This is a genomic window from Devosia sp. LjRoot3, from assembly GCF_964252865.1.
Taxonomy (GTDB): domain Bacteria; phylum Pseudomonadota; class Alphaproteobacteria; order Rhizobiales; family Devosiaceae; genus Devosia.
In genome coordinates this window covers 476,126-494,202 of sequence record NZ_CAXUPK020000002.1, presented here as the reverse complement: position 1 = coordinate 494,202, position 18,077 = coordinate 476,126, and the positions used below count along the sequence as shown (strand labels likewise).

The following is an 18,077-nucleotide window of genomic DNA, read 5'->3' as shown; positions in this document are numbered from 1 at the left end:
GCCGGACGAATTGACTGTAAACTTTGCGCATGAATTACAATTCGTCCGCCACCATCGATGCGCTGAGCGAAGTCCTGCAGGATTTTCGCTTGAGCGGCGTCAATTATGGCCGCTGCGAACTGCGCCATCCCTGGAGTATCAGCTTTCCCAAGCAGCCGCTGCTGCGCTTCCATTTCGTGAGCAAAGGCCCCTGCTGGGTGCATACGGAGGCCGAGGGCTGGCAGGAACTGGGCGCGGGCGACCTGATCCTCTTGCCACAGGGCGTCGAGCATCGCCTCGCCAGCTCCCCCAGCGTCACCGAAAACTCCCTCTCGGCGTGTCAGGTAACCGGCCATGGCGGCAATGTCTGCGAGGTGGTGCAACAGGGCGATGGCGATATCAGCATGATCTTCTGCGGCTCCATGGCGCTCGGCGCCTATGCGCTGCATCCGCTGATCAGCCTCATGCCATCGATCATCCGGGGCTGCGATGTCGCGACCCACGACCCCATGGTCAATCCCCTGCTCGAAGCCATGGCCATTGAAGCCAGTCAACCGCGCATGGGCAGCGCCACCATCCTCTCGCGCATGGCCGACCTGCTCACCGCCCGGCTCATCCGTTGCTGGGTGAAAAGCCACGACACCTCCGCCACCGGCTGGCTCGCCGCCATCCGCGATCCCCATATCGGCCGCGCCCTCGTCGCCATGCACCGCGACCCCGGCGCCAATTGGACGCTGGAAACTCTTGCCGGCACCGCCGGGCAATCGCGCTCCATCTTCGCCGAGCGTTTTAGTGCCATTCTTGGCGAAGGCGCCGCGCGCTATCTCACCCGTCTCCGCATGCAATTGGCGCAGGAATGGCTGGGCCAGAGCGGCATGCCCGTCGCCGAAGTGGCGTCCAAACTCGGCTACGAATCCGAAGCCAGCTTTGCCCGCGCCTTCAAGCGCGTCACCAGCGCCTCGCCCGGCGCGGTTCGCCGCAGCGCTTCCGGACGAATTGATATGGAATTCGGATTTTAGGACACATATCGTCTTTTGGATCCTGTCTATGAACGTCTCCCGATCTGGAGACCTCTTCATGACTGACACTTCAATTTCCGCGGGCCTCGCTGCCGACACATCTGTCTCGACCGGCTGGAGCGCCAAGACGTGGCTTGCCATGCTCGGCATGCTTGCCACGAGCTTCGCGCTGGTATCGGCGGAATTCCTGCCAGCAGGGCTTCTCACCCCCATGGCCCGCGACCTCGGTATCAGCGAAGGCATGGCGGGCCAGGTGGTCACGGTGACTGCCCTTGTCGGCGCCCTTGCCGCCCTCTTCAGCAATGTCCTCATCGGCCGGATCAACCGCAAGACGGTGCTGGTCGGGCTCAGCGCCCTCGCCATCGCTTCCAATCTGCTGGCCACTTTCGCCACCGATTTCTGGGTACTGCTGATTGGCCGCGCCGGTCTCGGCATCGCGCTCAGCGCCTTCTGGGCCCTTTCCGTGGCCGTGGTCGCACGGCTCGTCGGCACGGGCGCCATCGGGCGCGGCACGGCCATGGTCAGTCTCGGCGTTTCCCTCGCCACCATCGCCGCTCCCTCCATGGGCGCCCTGATCGGCGATTGGCTCGGCTGGCGCAGCGCCATGGGCCTCACCGCCGCCCTCTCCGGCCTTGCTATCGTCCTGCAGCTCGTCGGCCTGCCCAGCATGCCTGCCTCGGACGGCAATAGCATGGGCGACATGGTGCGTCTCCTAAAACGCCGCGGCGTGCAGCTGGGCATGCTTGCCATCATCCTGCTCATGGCTGGCCACATGACAGGTTCGGTCTATGTCCGACCCTTCCTCGAACAGGTCACTGGCCTTGAAACCGGCATGATCGCCCTGGTGCTCGCCGGCTTCGGTGCCGCCGCCGTGCTGGGCACGATTGCCGGCGGCAAGCTGGCCGATATCGACGCCGGCCGCGCGCTCGCCACCACCGGCGGCATCATGGCTCTGGCCGCGATCGCTCTGGTGCTTTGGGGCAGCCAGATCGCTGCCGCCTTCACCTTCGTCGCGCTCTGGGGCTTTGCCTTCGGCATGGCGCCTGTTGCCCTGCAGGCCAATCTCTCCCGCTCGGCCACCGACGCCCTCGAAAGCTCGGGCAGCCTGATGGTGGTCTCCTTCCAGGTCGCCATCATGACCGGCGCCCTGGTCGGCGGCTATATCGTCGACACCTATTCGGCGGTAACCAATCTCATGGTCACGGCGCTTTTGGCAGGGCTCACGCTGGTTTTGGCCCTGCTCCAGCCCAAGCGCTGACAAAACAAAGCCGCCCCTCAAAGGGCGGCTTTCCAACTCCTACGTCACCAGTGCCTATCTCTGCCTTGACGCAAATGCCCGCAAAAAGGTGCGCACACCGGTCGAGGCGGCCTTCTGCACGGCTTCTCGCGGCGGACGCGTACAGGGGGCCGTCGGCAGATCCGCCGAAATCAACGCCACAAAATGCCGGGCTGCGACACTCGCATCGTCAATCTCAAGATAGCCATTGGCGGCGAGACGGGCAAAGCAGCCCGCAATAATAGGCCAGTCCTGCCCCGGCCCATAGGCCTGCCAGGTCTGCAGCAATTCCGGATATCGCCCCGATTCGCGTTCAAGCAGCCAGCGCAGCGCGCGGCCATCGATATCGCACATGCACGGATCCAGGAGCCGCACCGCAAATTCGGTCAGCGCCGCCTCGACATCGTCGGGACGATCGGGAAACGTCGCCACTGCTGCCATCAGCGAGGCACTGGAACGCGCCGTCACGTCGCGGATAACGGCGATGACCAATTGTTCCTTGTCGCCCAGATGGTTGTAGACCGTCTGGCGCGAAACCCCTGCATCGGCCGCAATGGCGTCGATGCTGATGGCATTGAGCCCGTCGCGCACCACGGCGCGCTTGGCCGCGTCGAGAATGGCACGCAGCTTTCCAGTAGCCTGCGGGGCAAAAGGCGGCGGGGCGAGGTCGATCGTGGACATGCAGAAACCATAGCCCATTCGAAAAAATTAGACAACAGTGTCCAAAATTTTGGACACGACATCTTGACCAATTTTTACACTTGTGTCCAAATCAAGGTGTCGCGGCGCCTCCCTGCCGCCCCGAATCTTGCTCGAAAACACGCTGACCGCCCGCCCTTGACGCGGGTCGGAGAGGTATTGCCAAATGAACCCCACCATCCTGCGCGCCGCGCTGGTGCTCGGCCTGCTATCGGCCATCGGCCCCTTCGCCATCGATATGTATCTACCGGCCCTGCCCGCCATCGGCGCCGATCTCGGCGCCGACACGGCCGGCGTCCAAATGAGCCTCATGGCTTTTATGGCCGCCATCGCCGTCTGCCAGCTCTTTTATGGCCCGATCAGCGACATGGTCGGCCGCAAGCCGCCGCTCTATTTCGGCATGGCGCTCTTTGCCATCGGCGCCGTCGGCTGCGCCTTCGCGCCTTCCATCGAGTGGCTCGTTGCTGCCCGCTTCCTCCAGGGCGTCGGCGCCTGTGCCGCCATGGCCCTGCCCCGCGCCATCGTGCGCGATGGCTATACCGGTGCCGATGCCGCCCAATTGCAGAGCCTGCTCATGCTGGTCTTTTCGGTTTCCCCGATTCTGGCCCCGCTCGCCGGCAGCCTGATCGTCGAATTCGGCGGCTGGCGCGATATTTTCTGGGCCATCGCCGGCATCGGCGTGCTCGGTCTCCTGCTGGTTGGTTTCACTCTCAAGGAAACCCGCCCCAAGCATTTGCGGCTCGATAGCAGCGTTGGCTCGGCCCTGCGCGGCTATGGCCTCCTGCTGCGCGATTGGAATTTCATCGGCCTTTCCATGATCGGCGCCTTCGGCATGTCGAGCTTCATGGCCTATCTCGCCAATTCCTCCTTCGTGCTCATCGAGCACTATGGGCTCAACCCCACGCTCTACAGCGTGATGTTCTCGATCAATGCCGTGTCCTTCATCGGCGTCTCCCAGCTCACCGGCGTCCTCACCCGACGCTATGGCCTCAACGCCATCGTGCGCACGGCAGTGACCGGTTATGTCGTCACCATGCTGGCTCTGGTCGTGATCTATCTCGCCGGCTTCAACCAGTTGCCCGTGCTCGCGACCCTGCTCTTTGTCGGCTACGGCTTCCTCGGCCTCGTCATCCCCACCACCGCCGTGCTGGCGCTCGATGGTCACGGCGAAATCGCCGGCACCGCCTCGGCCCTGATGGGCACCTTGCAGCTCGTTACGGCGGCTGTGGTCATGGCTGTAGTGGGCAGCTTTTTCGATGGCACAGCTCAACCCATGGTCATCGGCATCGCCGCCTGTGCCGCCATCGCCTTCGTCCTGACACGCCTGACCCTCAGGATCGATCCGCAGCCAGTTGCCGCCGAATAATTGGCCGTCCAGTTTTCGGCCTCGCCAGAACAGGCGAGGCCGAAAGTCGTTTGCTTACATCAGGTCGCGCGGGAAGGACTGGTCCCAGTTCCGCTCGGCACGGACGAGGCCGTTCTCTTCCACCGACAGTTCGCCCGTCAGGTAGAACGTATCCCGGTCAGACCGCATCTTGGTGACCGTGTCGATCCGAATGCGCCAGCCATCGCGGCCCATCTCGTAGCTCTGGGTAAGAACGTACTCGGCCGAGGTCGGATCATTGTCGGCAATGGTCAGCTCGCGCTTGAGGCTGTGGCTGAGCTCCGTACCGATATCGTCGAAGCGCAAAATGCCTTCGCCGAAGAGACCGCCTATGCCTTCGGTGACATAGGTGGTGGTTCCCGCGACATGATCCTGGCTGGTCCAGCGGCGCACCGTGCCAGGATCAAGCTGGGTGATCGGCGTCGCCGGGCCATGGGCCGGCGGCGGCAGTTTCACTTCACCGGCATCAGCCTTGCGCACCGGCAGCGACAGCGAGCTGTTCGCCGTATCGATGGTAAGCGTTGCCAGCTCGGGCGACGGCCAGACCATCGGCCAATAGGATGTGCCGATAGCGACGCGGATAGCGTGACCCGCGGCAAAGCGATGGCCGCAATCGTTGAGTTTTACAACCACGTCATAGAACTGGCCCGGCACCAGCGCTTCCGGCTGCTCATGGCTGTCGCGATGCGTCAGGTTGAGCACCTGATAGCTGACACGCGTGACCGTACCATCGGGCCGCACGTCTGAGAGACGGACCGAGACCTGCGTCACTGGCTTGTCCGAAGCCACACGGAGTTTCAGCACCGGCGCGCCGAGGATCTCGAAACTCTCAGTCTGCACAGGCGTGTCAAAGACGAGAGCGCCGCCGTCATCGAGACGCTGGTCGGTCGGGTGTTCGCCGACACAGCCGGTGCCCATCCATTCGCCGCCGGCCTTGCCGTGGCTCTGCGGTGAGCAAATGGCCAGCATGCCGGCAGGAGCGCTACCGATATAAAGGCCATGGTCACCGCCGAGCTGGAAAAGTTTCGGGGCAATGGACGCAGACGGCCAGTTCGCCTCGCCGACCCAGCGACCGGGTGCATCGGTGCGGGTGCCGGTGGGGGCGACACTGTCATTGATATAGGCGCGAAGATCCGGCTCGTTCATGACGCCGGTGTCCTTGCCCTTGAGCCAATGGTCCCACCAGCGCACGGCTTCCTGGAGGAAGCCGATGGCCGGACCGGGAACACCGTCCTGCGGATAGACATGGCCCCAGGGGCCAATGATGGCCTTGCGCGGCGTCTTGAGCCCTTCGAGCAGACGCGGCACGGCATTGGTATAGCTGTCGCCCCAGCCGCCAATGGCGAGCACGGGCACTTCGATGTCCGAGAAATCTTCGCAGACCGAACCGTGCTTCCAATAGTCGTCATAGCGCTGGTGTTCGAGCCAGAGCGCGGGGAAGAACGGCAGGTTTTCCACGCGCTTGAGCCAAGCCTCCCGCCAGCCTTCCCCGACGATCTCGGGGTCGAGCGGCCGGCTCTGATAGGCCAGCATGATCGTGCCCCACCAGAGATTATCGTTGAGCAGCAGGCCGCCCATATAGTGGATGTCGTCGGTATAGCGATTGTCGGTCGAATAGGCCGTGATGATGGCTTTCAGGGCCGGCGGGCGGCGCGCAGCAACCTGCAAGCCGTTGAAGCCGCCCCAGCTCTTGCCCATCATGCCGACATTGCCGTCGCACCAGGGCTGGGCGGCAATCCAAGCGATGACTTCGAGAGCATCGTCCTGTTCCTGCTTGAGATATTCGTCGGCCATATGGCCATCGCTCTCGCCCGTGCCGCGCATGTCGACGCGAATGGCGGCATAGCCATTCTGCGCGAAGAAGCCGTGCATAGGCTCGTCGCGGCCGCGCGTCCCGTCGCGCTTGCGATAGGGGATATATTCGAGGACGGCCGGGACTTTCGCCTCGTCCTCGGGCAGGAACAGCCGCGCGCCGAGGCGCGTGCCGTCGCTCATGGGAATCCAGATATGTTCTTCGATGCGGATCGACATGGGATAGTCCAGTTCTAGGCGGTCGCCTGCTGGCGCTTGGCCAGCACGGTATCGAGCCAGTCGCGGCGCAGCTCAGGCACCGAGGTCACCAACTCTTCGGTATAGGGGTGGAATGGCGGCTGGAAGATTTCCACCGTCGGCCCCTGCTCCACGATCTTGCCGCGCTGCATCACAAGTGTGCGGTCGGCAAGGCGCCGAACGACACCGAGATCATGGGTAATGAAGAGGTAGGACAGACCCAGCTCCTGCTGCAGGCTTTTGAGCAGCTTCAGGATGTCCTCGGCCACCAGCGGATCGAGCGCCGACGTAACCTCGTCGCAAATGATGAGGTCAGGCTTGGCCGCGAGCGCACGAGCAATGCAGACGCGCTGTTTCTGGCCACCCGAAAGCGCACCCGGCAGACGCGTCGCAAAATCCTGCGGCAGGCCGATGAGATCGAGGAGGCGGGTGACTTCCTTCTCCTTGGGCACATCATGCATGCCGAAGTAGAATTTCATCGGACGCCCGATAATTTCTCCAACCGTCTGGCGCGGGTTCAATGCAACGTCAGGCAGCTGATAAACGAGCTGAATACGCCGCAATTCCTCGCGGCTGCGGTTCTTGTAGGAGCGATCAAGCCGGCGCCCGTCAAAGCTGATCATGCCCGCCGACGTTGGCAGAAGACCGGCAATGGCGCGGGCAAGGGTCGATTTGCCCGAACCGGATTCGCCGACCACAGCCAGCGTCTCGCCCCGACGCAGATTGCACGAGATGTCGTCGAGCACCGGCGTCTTGCCGTAATGGGCGTGGACGCCGCTGACATCGAGCAGCACATCGCCGATCTTGCGGTCCGCGGTCTCGCCAACGAGATTGCCCTGCCGCTCAGCGACGAGCATGCGGGTGTATTCCTGGCGCGGCGCTTCCAGCACCTGCTCCGCCGTTCCCTCTTCCACCAGCTTGCCGTGACGCAGCACCATGATGCGATTGGCGATCTGGGCCACGACCGCAAGGTCATGGGTGATGTAGAGGGCCGAGGTATTGTAGCGCTGGATCAGGCTACGCAGCAGCGCCAGCACTTCGATCTGCGTCGTCACGTCGAGCGCCGTGGTGGGCTCGTCGAGGACGATGATATCGGGCCGGCAGGACATGGCCATGGCAACCATGGCGCGCTGCAGCTGGCCACCGGAAACCTGATGCGGATAGCGCTCGCCAAAGGTTTCGGGGTTCGGTAGCTGCAAGGTTTTCAGCAGCTCCAGCTTCCAGGCTTCCGCTTCGGGCCGGGTCATCTTGCCATGATAGAGCGCGCCTTCGACGATCTGCTCGCCGATGCGGATGGCCGGATTGAACGCCGCCGCAGCCGATTGGGCTACATAGGCAATCCGGGCGCCGCGCATGTTTTCGCGGGTGGCGCGATTGCCTTCCATCAGCGAGACACCGCCGATATCGATGGTGCCGCCGACGATGCGGCAACCACCACGGCCATAGCCCATGGCAGCAAGCCCGATGGTCGACTTGCCGGCGCCGGATTCGCCGATCAGCCCCAGCACTTCGCCGGGCGCGAGATCGAGATCGATGCCGTCGACCAGCAGATTGCCATTTGGCGCCGCGACCTTGAGGCCGCGAATAGTGAGAACATTGCTCATCGATCGGCTCCCTGCACTGCGGCACCGGAATTGAGCAGCCAGTCGACCACGAGATTGACCCCGATAGTCAGCAGCGCAATCGCGGCAGCCGGGAAGAGCGGCGCGTAGAGGCCGTAGAGAATTGCCTGCTGGTTGTCCTTCACCATCCCACCCCAATCCGCAAACGGCGGCTGGATGCCGAGGCCGAGGAAGGAAAGGCCGGCGACGAAGAGGAAGGTAAAGCAGAAGCGCATGCCGAATTCAGCGATCAGCGGCGGCAGCGCGTTGGGCAGGATTTCGCGGGTGATCAGCCAGCCAAGGCTTTCACCGCGCAGACGCGCCGTCTCGGCATATTCGAGCACCGAAATGCCCTGCGCCACGACGCGTGCCAGACGGAACACGCGGGTGCTGTCGAGGAGCGCGATGGTGAAGATCAGCACCGGCACCGAGGAGCCTAGCGCCTGCAAAACCACCAGCGCTGAAATCAGCACCGGAATGCACATGACTGTATCGACGATACGCGAGAGCACAGTATCGACCCAGCCGCCAAACAGCGCCGCAACGAACCCGAGCGGAATGCCGATGGAAAACGAAATCAGCGAAGCCGCCAGCGACACGCCGATCGACATCTGCGCACCGGCCAGAAGCCGCGAGAACATGTCGCGGCCATTCTGGTCGAGACCGAACCAGAACTGGCTCGACGGCGGATCGAAGGGCGCGCCGACGATCTCGTTCATGCCATAGGGCGCCAGCATCGGTCCGAAGACGAAGACCAGCAGGTTGAGCGTCACGATGGTGAGCCCGAGCCACGCGGAAATGGGAATTGCCTTGAGCTTGCTGGTCATCGCGGATGCCTCAGACGGGGATTGAGGGCGATGGCGGCGATATCGGCGATGGAATTGAGGATGACGTAAGCCGCCCCGAAAACCATGGCGGCAGCCTGCACCAGCGGCAGGTCGCGCTTGGCGACGGCATCGACCATGAAGCGCCCGAGCCCGTTATAGTTGAAGATGGCTTCCACCAGCACCACGCCAGTAATGAGGTAGGCGATATTGAACGCCACTACATTGACGATGGGCGCCGCAGCGTTGGGCAGCGCATGACGCAAGACGACACGCTTGGTCCGCAACCCCTTCAGGAATGCCGTTTCCACATAGGCCTGGTCCATGACCGAGAGCACGGCAGTGCGCGTCATGCGCATCATCTGCGCCACGGTGACGAGCACCAGCGTCAGGGCCGGCAGGGTGGTCGCCCGCAGCCAGTCGCCAAAATTCATGCCCGCATAGGTATCGGCAAGGCTGGGCAGCAGGTTGAACTGCACCGAGAGGAACAGGATCAGCAGCAGCCCGAGGAAATATTCGGGCAGCGACACGAAGGCCAGCGCCACGATGTTGATGCCACGATCGAACATGCCACCACGACGCACGGCTGCGGCAAGGCCAAGCAGCACGGCAATCGGCACGGAGACGATTGCGGCATAGGCGGCGAGCGCCATGGTATTGCCGAAACGCGGCCAGAGAAGATCTGCAACGGGCTGACGATTGGCGAGCGACATGCCGAGATCGCCGGTCACGAAACCATGGAGCCAGGTCAGGTAACGCTGCCAGGCGGGAAGATCGAGGCCGAGATCCTGTCGGAGAGCAGCCAGCGATTCCGGCGTTGCATTCTGTCCGAGAATTGCCGAGGCGACGTCGCCCGGCAGGAGCTGAGTGCCCGCGAAAATCAACGCGGACACCAGCAGGAGCGTCAGGATCCCAAGCGCGACACGCTTAAGGATGAGTTTGATCATTATGCTTCCAGCCAGACCTTTTCGGCCAGGCGTGCGCCCATGAAGTTGAACATCGGATGGGTGGTCACGCCGCCGAGTTTTGTCGACACAGCGTCGAGATAATCGCCGAACATCGGGATCATCGCACCACCGTCATCGGAAATCATCTGCTGCAGTTCAGCGTAGATTTCCCCACGTTTGGCATTGTCGAGCAGCGCACGGGCCTCGATGAGCTTGGCGTCAAACGCTTCGTTCTTCCAGTGCGTGTCGTTCTGTGCGGAAGTCGACGAGTAAGCGATGGTGAGCATCTGGTCAGCCGTTGGACGGCCACCCCAGTAACCCATCGAGAACGGCGCCTTCATCCAGACATTGGACCAGTAGCCATCGCTCGGCTCGCGCTTGATCGACAGCGTGATGCCCGAGGCAGCAGCCGTGCCCTGGAAGATGGCGGCAGCGTCAACCGCGCCCGAGAAGGCTGCATCCGAAGCCGACAGCTCGATGTTGAGAGAGTCGAGACCGGCTTCCTTCAAATAGAACTTGGACTTTTCCGGATCATAAGCGCGCTGCGGCAGGTCTGCGGCATAGAACGGGTCGGTTACCGGGATCGGGTGATCGTTGCCGATCTTGCCGTAACCGCGCAGGGCCGTGGTCAGCAGCTGTTCACGATCGATCGCATACTTGATGGCCATGCGGACATTGTTGTCAACGTAGACGCCCTGGGTGCAATCCATGAGGAAAGTGAAGTGCTGGCCACCGGCCGACTGCACCACTTCAAGGTTGGGGTTGCGCTTGAGCAGATCCACGGTCTTGAAGTCGAGCTGGTTGATGGCGTGCACCTGGCCGCTCATCATCGCATTGGTACGGGCTGCGATATCGTTGATGACGATGACTTCGACCGCATCGACCCAGGCCGTATTCGGCTTCCAGTAGCTTTCGTTGCGGACAAAGCGCGCACGCACGCCCGGTTCGTAGCTTTCGAGCACGAAGGGACCGGTGCCGATCGGCTTGGTCCAGTCCTCAAAACCTTCCGGCACGATGAGGAAGTGATAGTCGGAAAGAATATAGGGAAGATCGGCATTGCCGCTGTCGAGCACGATCTTGATCTCGGTATCCGAAACCTTGACCACATCGGTGAACTGGCTGGCCGTCGAACGCGCTGCCGAGGTCGAAGCCTCGCCGCGGTGCAGGTTCAGCGAATAGAGGATGTCTTCGGCGGTCAGCGTCTTGCCATTGTGGAAGGTGACGCCCTGACGGATCTTGAAGGTCCATTCCTTGGCATCGGCCGAAGGCTCCCAGCTTTCGAACAGCTCGGGCTGGACCATGTTGTCCTTGTCGATTTCGACAAGGCCGTTGAAGGTCATATAGGCCTGGTTGACGGGCACCCAGTCATTGAGGACGCGCACGTCGAAATTGTCGGTGGTGGAACCGCCGCCGATACCGAGCTTCAGGACACCGCCGCGCTTGGGCGTTGCTTCCTGCGCGAAGGCGGACGGCACGATAAGGCCGCTGGCGAGAGTGGTGAGACCGAGCCCTGCTGCACCAGCGATGAACTGGCGGCGGCTCAGGTCGAATGACGACTTGTTCTGCGACATATTCCTACCTTGTTTTTTGACTTACCGCCCTCTGCGCACGCGCAGGAGCAGGTGTCCCCATGGCCGAAATACTAGTGGGCAAATGGCGATGCCCGGCATGATTTATTCTCATACCCCTATCAGAATCCATCGTGCAGGATTTCGTCGCTACCATGAATAGATGGCGCTTATTGGGTGGAACAGCGCATGCCCAGAGCTGCGCGACTGCCCCGTTTCTTGACTATATTGCAGCGCCCCCGCGGCGCGTTCGGGAGCATTTGAGATGGAGCTTGCGACTGCCATAGGGCTCATCGGCGCAGTGGCCTATCTGGCCGGCTACGCCTTGATCCAGATGCGCGTGCTCACCATCGATGACGGCCGCTATGCGGCACTGAATATCCTCGGTGGCCTGGCCCTGATCTATTCCCTGCTCTGGAATTTCAACCTTGGCTCCTTCCTGACCCAGGTCGCCTGGTTGATCTTCACGGTCGTCGGCTATGTCCATAGCCGCCACCGGCGCAGCAAGGCGGGTGCCGCCAACCAGTAGGCCCAATCAGCTGTCATTGTTGGCATTGTGCGCGATCAGCCAATCGCTGACTTCACGCACGATCCGGCGCTGATGCCGGTCTGCCGGACGCATGAGATAGAAGCGCCCCTCGGACTGCATCATGTGATCATGCACGGGCACCAGCGTCCCGGCTTCGAGCTGCTCGCGGATCAACCAGGTCCAGCCCAGCACATAGCCCCCGCCCTGCATCGCTGCTGCAACGCAGAGCCCATAGTCACCCAGCAGCCACCGGCGCTGTCCTTCCGGCGGCGTCAGCCCGGCGCTCTGCCACCATTGCGGCCAGTCCTGCCATTCGCGCATCGTGTCCTCGATGCCGATAATCACCGGATCCTGCACGTCCATGAGAGGCGGCAGGCCCGGCGAGGCCACCGGCACGATTTCCTCGCGCCCCAGCACGATCAGGTTGACCCCGGCCGGCCGCTCGCTGCGATAGAAAACTGCAAGATCGAATTCATCGAGGCGCAAATGCACGATGTCGTCGGTCACCTTGAGCCGCAGCTCAAGCCCCGGAATTTCAAGCTGCATGCGCTTGAGCAGCGGCATGAACCACTGATCGGCAATGCCGCGTGAACAGGCAATGGTGACCTGGCGCGGTCCGGCCCAGCTGCGCACACCCTCGGTGACCGCCGCAACTTCGCCGAGCACGCGCGAAATATCGGCAGCATAGGCCTCGCCGACATGTGTCAGATGCACGCCATGCACGGCGCGGGTGAAGAGTTTTGAGCCGATAAAAGCTTCGAGCTTGCCGATCTGCCGGCTGACCGCACTCTGCGTCAGCCCCAGTTCGAGGCCCGCGCGCGAAAAACTGCCGAGGCGCGATGCCGCTTCGAAGACGACAAGCGCATTGAGCGGCGGCAATTTCTGCAATTTCGCCATTGTAAACTTCGACGCGCGCCGTTGATCGGCCGATTGACACCAACAGGCTTCGGCTTATCGCACCGCGCAAAGGCGCGCATCTTATTTCGCTTTCCAGGCCGCGCTTGCTACTGGCGCGGCGCCTCCACGCCATAGGCCTGGGCAATGTCATCGAGCACGAGATTGGCCGCCAATATCCCGCCGGCAATGTTCCAGACAGCGTCGTCGACCCGGTGGATTGCACCGGCCTTGACCGCGCCGAGGCCAAGCCAAAGCGGGCTCGCCGTCCATTCGGTTTCGACCGCCAACCCCTCGCCGTCACCACTATCGCGCGTAAAATAGAAGATGCGATCGCCATCCATTTCCGGAATACGCTCCATGGTGATTTCCTGATTGTCAGTCAGTGCGGCCTGGATAGCCGGACGGGCAAAACCGATGCGTCGCAGGATATCGCCGGCAAACGTGTCGGGGGCACGCAGGCTCGTGCGCCCGCCGCCGCGGAAGCGGACCAGCGAAATCTCTTCCGAGACCTTGTCGCCCAGAGCGACCTTCAACGCGGCAATGCGCTCTTCGAACGCTTTCACCCCAGCCTCGCCCTCGGCCTCAAGGCCGAGCGCTTCGGCATAGAGCTGATAGTTTTCGAGCCATTTTCCATCAAAGACATCGGCCATCACGGTTGGCGCCATGGCGGAAAGCTGCTCGTAAATACCTTCATGGCGCACCTTGATGCCAAGGATCAGGTCCGGTTCGAGCGCCGCAATGGCTTCAAGGTTCGGCGCATCCTCGGCGCCGATCTCGGTCACCTCGACCAAGGCGTCAGCGATATGAGGATACCAGGGCTCTCCGACTGTCGAGCGCACCGCCGCGATTGGCGTCACCCCCAGATCGAGAAGGGCCTCGGTGCCTTCATTGGTTAGGATCACGACCCGCTGCGGCGCGTCGGGCACGGTCGTTACGCCCATGGCATGGGTGACGTCACGGGCCTGCGCCGCCCCCGTAGCAATCAACGTGGCTAAGACAAGGGCGGGAAGGATTGGTCTGGTCTTTTTCATCATGTCCTCGCGGATGGCGCAGTGATCTTCTGCCATAGGCGCTATGAAACATGAATGTAGTAGTCAAATTATCTGATCAACGGTCCCTGCGAGCCCGCCGCCCGCTGGTTCGACGCTGCACGATGCGGGCGCGCAGCAATTGCAGCCGCTCCAGGCTATCGAGCGAAGCCTGTTGCTCCATGGCGGCGACACCCATGATGATCGCCTCAAGACAGACCAGCGTCGCACCATGCAGCGGCGCCCCATCCGGACCACTGCGCCGGATTTCGAGCACCGCACTAGCTGCCTTGAGGATCGGCTTTTCCGCGCTCTCGGTCACAACGACCATGGGCAGGCCCCGGTTACGCGCCTCCTCCATCAGCACCTCCACCTCGGGATAGGCGCGGCCGAAAAACAGCATGAGCACAGCATCGCCCTCGCGCAGGGTCAACATCTGTTCGGCAAGATCAAAGCCGGTGGCATCGAGCAGCAGAACCGGCTTGCCATGGCGGGCCAACATACGCACGGCATAGGCCGCAATCAGCCCCGATGTGCCGGTGCCAAACACCACGACGCGCTGGGCCTTGTGCAGGAGATCAACCGCAACAGGAATGGCCCGGCGTGCTTCGCCTTCCGCCAGGTTCGCGATCAACTGTGCCTCGTGATCCAGAACGAGATCGATGGCACCATCGACATCCTGGTCGACCGATGCCAGAGCACGTTGCAGGTTCCGAACATGGGTCGGGGCCGCGCCCAGCGTTCCGGCAATCGCCTTCTTGAGTTCAGTCAGGCCCGAAAAGCCAAGCGCCCTTGCCGCGCGCACCACCGTCGCGTCCGAAACGCCGATCAGCCCGCCGATCTCCAGCGCGCTCAACTCCAGCACATCCCCACGATTTTCATCGAAGAAGGCCGCCGCCTTGCGCAGCTTCGGCGACAGCTTCGTCGCCCTGCTGCGCAGACGCGCGGAGAGCCTGTCCAAGGGAGGCGAAGCAGCGTTTTCGGCCATGATCCCGATCGGTCCAAAATGTAGCAGCGACACGCTACTACATTTCCAGTCCGCAAACCGCTGCAGATTTGGCGCTAGAGGGCCGAAACCTTTGCCACCTGCACGACCTCGGCCAGCGGCACCGTACGCAGCGTCGGGGCGGTCTCCGCATCGAGCCCGATGGCGAGGCGCACATAGCGCTCTGTCGGACAGATCTGCGCGTAGGGATCAAAGCCCACCCATCCAAGGCCTTCATCAAAAGCCTCGGCCCAAGCATGGAGCCCATCTTCTCCATCCACAAGCCGATAGCCGACAACGTAGCGTGCCGGAATATCGAGTGCCCGCGCCGCACCAATGAAAAGCTGCGCATAGTCCGCCGCGGGCGGCCGTGGCTCGCCTGCTTCGGCAACCTCCTGCACCTGCGCCTGCCCGCCATCCGCCTGCATCTGCTGGGGCTCCTTCGGCTCTTCGGGCAGCCCCAGCTCTTCTCCAACGCGCGCCATCAGGGCATGACAAATGCTCAGCCGGTTTTCCCTGCTGTGGCGAAACGGCTCATAAAGCGCCTCCGGCGCCTTGGCCGCCTCCGTGAGCCGCCGATAGAGCGCCGACACCGGTTCACCGGCAGGTCGCCCAAGCACGCCATGACTATCACGCGTCGTCACCTCGCCGCGCACATGGATGATGATCTCGCCTTCGGGCCGCAACTGGTTGACCAGGTGCGCCGCATTCCCAAAGCCATCTGTGAAGCGTCCGGCATTGCCGATGCCCGGCCCCTCAACGCTCCAGCTTTCCACCGTCTGCGTCGGCCCGCTCGGTGGGGTCAGAAGCAGGTGGAAAACAGCCTGCCCCGTGCCTTCCGGCAGGGTCAGGCTCAATCGATGGTCAATGGCAATCCGCATGGAGTGAGCTCAGTAGAAATTGTAGCTGGCCGACAAGGTGTCGGTCACCCGATTGTTGCCGTCGATGAAGTCGTTGAGAAATTCGTGGAGGCCATGGGTAAAAATCTGATCCATGTTCGTCCCCTCGACGAGCTTCAGCAGGTCATCCATCGCGTCGTGACACGCCTCGCGCCGCCCATAAAGCTTGGCGAGCAGGTTGAGATTGTCGCGCACGAAATGCGCGCAATAGATCAGCGAGCGCGGCATTTCCGTCCGAAGGATCAGAAAATCGGCGATGTTATGGGCCTTGTAGCGGTCATGATAGACATGCCCGTAAGACCGGTGCGCCGAAGCCGCCCTCAAAATCAGCGTCCATTGCTGGATGTCAATTTCCCCGCCAACCAGGCTCGATCGAGGCAGCAGCACATAGTATTTCATGTCGAGAATACGCGCCGTATTGTCGGCCCGCTCGACGAAATTGCCCGCCTGCAAAAACGCAAAACCGTCGTCACGCAAAATGGTGCCGAGCAGCGCCCCGCGGAATTCATGGCTGCGCTGCCGCACCCATTGCAGCAGACCCAGCAGTTTCGCCCCGCGCACATCGCGCGGCTTGATCTGCGAAAATTCGAGCCAGGCCCCGTTCATGCTCTCCCACATATCCGTGGTGATCGCGGTGCGGACCGAACGCGCATTGGTGCGTGCGGCCTGCAGGCACGAATAGACCGATGACGGATTGGCCGGATCGAACATCATGAAATAGGCGACGGTGTCGACATCGGCGACCTCGTGCCTTTCGGCGAAAGCCTCATCCATTTCCGCTGCCTGCAGCATGGAAATCAGATGCTCGCTCGCCCCGCCCTCGCGACGGCTGGTGAGCGACATGCGGTAGCCGACCTCAAGCAGGCGCGCCATGTTCTCGGCGCGCTCCACATAGCGTGAAAGCCAGAAAAGGTTTTGTGCGGTACGTCCCAGCATTCTCATGACTAGTCTTCCAGCACCCAGGTATCCTTGGTCCCGCCGCCCTGCGACGAGTTCACGACCAAAGACCCCTTCTTCAATGCCACGCGCGTCAGCCCGCCGGGCGTGATCCGCACCTCGTCGCCCACCAGCACATAGGGCCGCAAATCCACATGGCGCGGCGCCACATCGTTGTTGATATGCGTAGGACAGGTTGAGAGCGCCAATGTCGGCTGCACGATGTAATTGTCCGGCCGCGCGATGATCTTCTTCTTGAATTCCTCGTGCTGCGCCTTGGTCGAGGTCGGCCCGACCATCATGCCATAGCCGCCCGAACCATGGACTTCCTTGACCACGAGATCGCCGATGTTTTCGAGCACCCAGGCCCGCTGGTCCTCGTCGGTACAGTTATAGGTCGGCACGTTATTCAGCAGCGCCTTTTCGCCGAGATAGAACTCGATGATTTCAGGCACATAGGTATAAACGGCCTTGTCGTCGGCAATGCCCGTACCCGGCGCATTGACCAGCGTGACATTCCCCGCCCGATAGGCATCGAAAATGCCCGGCACGCCCAGCATGGAATCCGGCCTGAAGGTCAGGGGATCGAGATAATCATCATCGATGCGGCGATAGATGACGTCGACCCGCTCCGGTCCCGTCGTCGTCCGCATATAGACCTTGCCGCCATCGACGAAGAGATCCTGCCCCTCGCAAAGCTGCGCGCCCATCTGGTCGGCCAGGAACGAGTGCTCGAAATAAGCCGAATTGTAGATGCCCGGCGTCAGCACCGCGATCACCGGATTGCGCCCCGCCCCCGCCGGCGCCACGCTTTCGAGCGTCCGCCGCAGGTTTTCGGGATAAGTTTCAACCGGCGCGACCTTGGAACGCTGGAACAGGTCCGGCGCCAGCATCATCATCGCCTCGCGATCTTCCAGCATATAGGAGACGCCCGACGGCGTGCGGAGATTGTCCTCCAGCACGTAAAACTCATCCGGCCCAACGCGGACAATATCGACGCCGATAATGTGCGCGTAAACACCCCGTGCCGGCTCCAGCCCCATCATCTGCGGACAGAAGGCCGCATTGTTGAGAATGAGCTTTTCCGGAATCCGCCCGGCCTTCAAAATCTCCTGGCGGTGATAGATGTCGTAGAGGAAAGCGTTGAGCGCCTTGACCCGCTGCTCGATCCCCCGCGACAGCTTGCGCCATTCATTGGCGGCAATGATGCGCGGAATGACATCGAAGGGAATGACCTTCTCGGTGCCCTCTTCCGAACCATAGACGGCAAAGGTGATGCCGAGCTTTCGGAAGATCGCTTCCGCGTCCGCCTGCATCAGCGCCAGCCCCTTTTCGGGCTGTTCCGCCAGCCATTCGCTGAGGGCGCGGTAAGGTTCGCGGACAGATCCATCCGCATTGTACATTTCGTCAAACGGCGTGTTTTCGCCCATTACTCTTCGCAGGTTTGATACGGCTTT

16 protein-coding genes are annotated in these 18,077 nt (G+C 62.2%); 4 read left to right on the top strand and 12 right to left on the bottom strand.

Annotated features, from left to right (window positions below; translation table 11 throughout):
• The first annotated feature begins 29 nt into the window (after positions 1-29).
• On the top strand, positions 30-998 hold the full coding sequence (locus tag ACSQ2A_RS09470; RefSeq protein WP_436072005.1) for an AraC family transcriptional regulator: 969 nt from the start codon (positions 30-32) through the stop codon (positions 996-998).
• A gap of 58 nt (positions 999-1,056) precedes the next feature.
• Positions 1,057-2,256: an MFS transporter gene (locus ACSQ2A_RS09465; RefSeq protein WP_436072004.1), complete on the top strand. Its 1,200-nt coding sequence runs from the start codon at positions 1,057-1,059 to the stop codon at positions 2,254-2,256.
• Positions 2,257-2,310: 54 nt separating this feature from the next.
• On the opposite strand, the gene ACSQ2A_RS09460 is transcribed toward ACSQ2A_RS09465, so the two are convergent.
• Positions 2,311-2,955 carry a TetR/AcrR family transcriptional regulator gene (locus ACSQ2A_RS09460; protein WP_436072003.1) on the bottom strand — a complete coding sequence of 215 codons (645 nt, stop codon included), beginning with the start codon at positions 2,953-2,955 and terminating at the stop codon, positions 2,311-2,313.
• 184 nt (positions 2,956-3,139) lie between these two features.
• Here ACSQ2A_RS09460 and ACSQ2A_RS09455 point away from each other — a divergent pair, with 184 nt between their 5' ends.
• Positions 3,140-4,339 carry a multidrug effflux MFS transporter gene (locus ACSQ2A_RS09455; RefSeq protein ID WP_436072002.1) on the top strand — a complete coding sequence of 400 codons (1,200 nt, stop codon included), beginning with the start codon at positions 3,140-3,142 and terminating at the stop codon, positions 4,337-4,339.
• A gap of 54 nt (positions 4,340-4,393) precedes the next feature.
• Here ACSQ2A_RS09455 and ACSQ2A_RS09450 read toward each other — a convergent pair whose 3' ends face one another.
• Genes ACSQ2A_RS09450 through ACSQ2A_RS09430 form a run of 5 tightly spaced genes read right to left on the bottom strand, consistent with a single transcriptional unit; the run spans position 4,394 to position 11,349 of the window.
• Positions 4,394-6,388, bottom strand: a complete 1,995-nt coding sequence (locus ACSQ2A_RS09450) for a CocE/NonD family hydrolase (RefSeq protein WP_436072001.1) — start codon at positions 6,386-6,388, stop codon at positions 4,394-4,396.
• A gap of 14 nt (positions 6,389-6,402) precedes the next feature.
• Positions 6,403-8,010, bottom strand: coding sequence for an ABC transporter ATP-binding protein (locus ACSQ2A_RS09445; protein WP_436072000.1), 1,608 nt, complete (start codon positions 8,008-8,010; stop codon positions 6,403-6,405).
• Positions 8,007-8,834, bottom strand: a complete 828-nt coding sequence (locus ACSQ2A_RS09440; RefSeq protein WP_436071999.1) for an ABC transporter permease — start codon at positions 8,832-8,834, stop codon at positions 8,007-8,009. The genes ACSQ2A_RS09445 and ACSQ2A_RS09440 overlap by 4 nt, the downstream gene beginning before the upstream one ends.
• A complete protein-coding gene (locus ACSQ2A_RS09435; protein WP_436071998.1) occupies positions 8,831-9,778 on the bottom strand; it encodes an ABC transporter permease in 948 nt (315 codons plus the stop codon). Before ACSQ2A_RS09435 ends, ACSQ2A_RS09440 begins: the two co-directional genes overlap by 4 nt.
• Positions 9,778-11,349 (bottom strand): ABC transporter substrate-binding protein, encoded by a 1,572-nt coding sequence (locus ACSQ2A_RS09430; protein ID WP_436071997.1) that lies wholly within the window; start codon positions 11,347-11,349, stop codon positions 9,778-9,780. The genes ACSQ2A_RS09435 and ACSQ2A_RS09430 overlap by 1 nt, the downstream gene beginning before the upstream one ends.
• A gap of 262 nt (positions 11,350-11,611) precedes the next feature.
• Here ACSQ2A_RS09430 and ACSQ2A_RS09425 point away from each other — a divergent pair, with 262 nt between their 5' ends.
• The gene (locus ACSQ2A_RS09425; RefSeq protein WP_436071996.1) at positions 11,612-11,875 is read left to right on the top strand and encodes a CBU_0592 family membrane protein; all 264 of its coding nucleotides are present in this window, start codon (positions 11,612-11,614) and stop codon (positions 11,873-11,875) included.
• A 6-nt stretch (positions 11,876-11,881) separates the two neighbouring features.
• Here ACSQ2A_RS09425 and ACSQ2A_RS09420 read toward each other — a convergent pair whose 3' ends face one another.
• The 6 genes from ACSQ2A_RS09420 to ACSQ2A_RS09395 all read right to left on the bottom strand — a co-directional run bounded on the left by ACSQ2A_RS09420 (position 11,882) and on the right by ACSQ2A_RS09395 (position 18,050).
• The gene (locus ACSQ2A_RS09420) at positions 11,882-12,772 is read right to left on the bottom strand and encodes a LysR substrate-binding domain-containing protein (protein ID WP_436071995.1); all 891 of its coding nucleotides are present in this window, start codon (positions 12,770-12,772) and stop codon (positions 11,882-11,884) included.
• 107 nt (positions 12,773-12,879) lie between these two features.
• Positions 12,880-13,803 carry an ABC transporter substrate-binding protein gene (locus ACSQ2A_RS09415; protein WP_436071994.1) on the bottom strand — a complete coding sequence of 308 codons (924 nt, stop codon included), beginning with the start codon at positions 13,801-13,803 and terminating at the stop codon, positions 12,880-12,882.
• 76 nt (positions 13,804-13,879) lie between these two features.
• Complete coding sequence (locus tag ACSQ2A_RS09410) at positions 13,880-14,788, bottom strand: MurR/RpiR family transcriptional regulator (RefSeq protein ID WP_436071993.1); 909 nt, start codon at positions 14,786-14,788, stop codon at positions 13,880-13,882.
• Positions 14,789-14,862: 74 nt separating this feature from the next.
• The gene (locus ACSQ2A_RS09405) at positions 14,863-15,666 is read right to left on the bottom strand and encodes a transglutaminase family protein (protein ID WP_436071992.1); all 804 of its coding nucleotides are present in this window, start codon (positions 15,664-15,666) and stop codon (positions 14,863-14,865) included.
• A 9-nt stretch (positions 15,667-15,675) separates the two neighbouring features.
• Positions 15,676-16,626, bottom strand: a complete 951-nt coding sequence (locus tag ACSQ2A_RS09400) for an alpha-E domain-containing protein (protein ID WP_436071991.1) — start codon at positions 16,624-16,626, stop codon at positions 15,676-15,678.
• Between the two features lie 2 nt (positions 16,627-16,628).
• Positions 16,629-18,050, bottom strand: coding sequence for a circularly permuted type 2 ATP-grasp protein (locus ACSQ2A_RS09395; RefSeq protein WP_436071990.1), 1,422 nt, complete (start codon positions 18,048-18,050; stop codon positions 16,629-16,631).
• Positions 18,051-18,077: the final 27 nt, after the last annotated feature.

Bases quoted from the DNA above. Each gene is read 5' to 3' on its own strand.
- ACSQ2A_RS09425 (WP_436071996.1), top strand. From the start codon at position 11,612: ATGGAGCTTGCGACTGCCATAGGGCTCATCGGCGCAGTGGCCTATCTG.
- ACSQ2A_RS09410 (WP_436071993.1), bottom strand. From the start codon at position 14,788: ATGGCCGAAAACGCTGCTTCGCCTCCCTTGGACAGGCTCTCCGCGCGT.
- ACSQ2A_RS09405 (WP_436071992.1), bottom strand. From the start codon at position 15,666: ATGCGGATTGCCATTGACCATCGATTGAGCCTGACCCTGCCGGAAGGC.
- ACSQ2A_RS09445 (WP_436072000.1), bottom strand. From the start codon at position 8,010: ATGAGCAATGTTCTCACTATTCGCGGCCTCAAGGTCGCGGCGCCAAAT.
- ACSQ2A_RS09465 (WP_436072004.1), top strand. From the start codon at position 1,057: ATGACTGACACTTCAATTTCCGCGGGCCTCGCTGCCGACACATCTGTC.
- ACSQ2A_RS09440 (WP_436071999.1), bottom strand. From the start codon at position 8,834: ATGACCAGCAAGCTCAAGGCAATTCCCATTTCCGCGTGGCTCGGGCTC.
- ACSQ2A_RS09420 (WP_436071995.1), bottom strand. From the start codon at position 12,772: ATGGCGAAATTGCAGAAATTGCCGCCGCTCAATGCGCTTGTCGTCTTC.
- ACSQ2A_RS09435 (WP_436071998.1), bottom strand. From the start codon at position 9,778: ATGATCAAACTCATCCTTAAGCGTGTCGCGCTTGGGATCCTGACGCTC.
- ACSQ2A_RS09430 (WP_436071997.1), bottom strand. From the start codon at position 11,349: ATGTCGCAGAACAAGTCGTCATTCGACCTGAGCCGCCGCCAGTTCATC.
- ACSQ2A_RS09470 (WP_436072005.1), top strand. From the start codon at position 30: ATGAATTACAATTCGTCCGCCACCATCGATGCGCTGAGCGAAGTCCTG.
- ACSQ2A_RS09415 (WP_436071994.1), bottom strand. From the start codon at position 13,803: ATGAAAAAGACCAGACCAATCCTTCCCGCCCTTGTCTTAGCCACGTTG.
- ACSQ2A_RS09460 (WP_436072003.1), bottom strand. From the start codon at position 2,955: ATGTCCACGATCGACCTCGCCCCGCCGCCTTTTGCCCCGCAGGCTACT.
- ACSQ2A_RS09455 (WP_436072002.1), top strand. From the start codon at position 3,140: ATGAACCCCACCATCCTGCGCGCCGCGCTGGTGCTCGGCCTGCTATCG.
- ACSQ2A_RS09450 (WP_436072001.1), bottom strand. From the start codon at position 6,388: ATGTCGATCCGCATCGAAGAACATATCTGGATTCCCATGAGCGACGGC.
- ACSQ2A_RS09400 (WP_436071991.1), bottom strand. From the start codon at position 16,626: ATGAGAATGCTGGGACGTACCGCACAAAACCTTTTCTGGCTTTCACGC.
- ACSQ2A_RS09395 (WP_436071990.1), bottom strand. From the start codon at position 18,050: ATGGGCGAAAACACGCCGTTTGACGAAATGTACAATGCGGATGGATCT.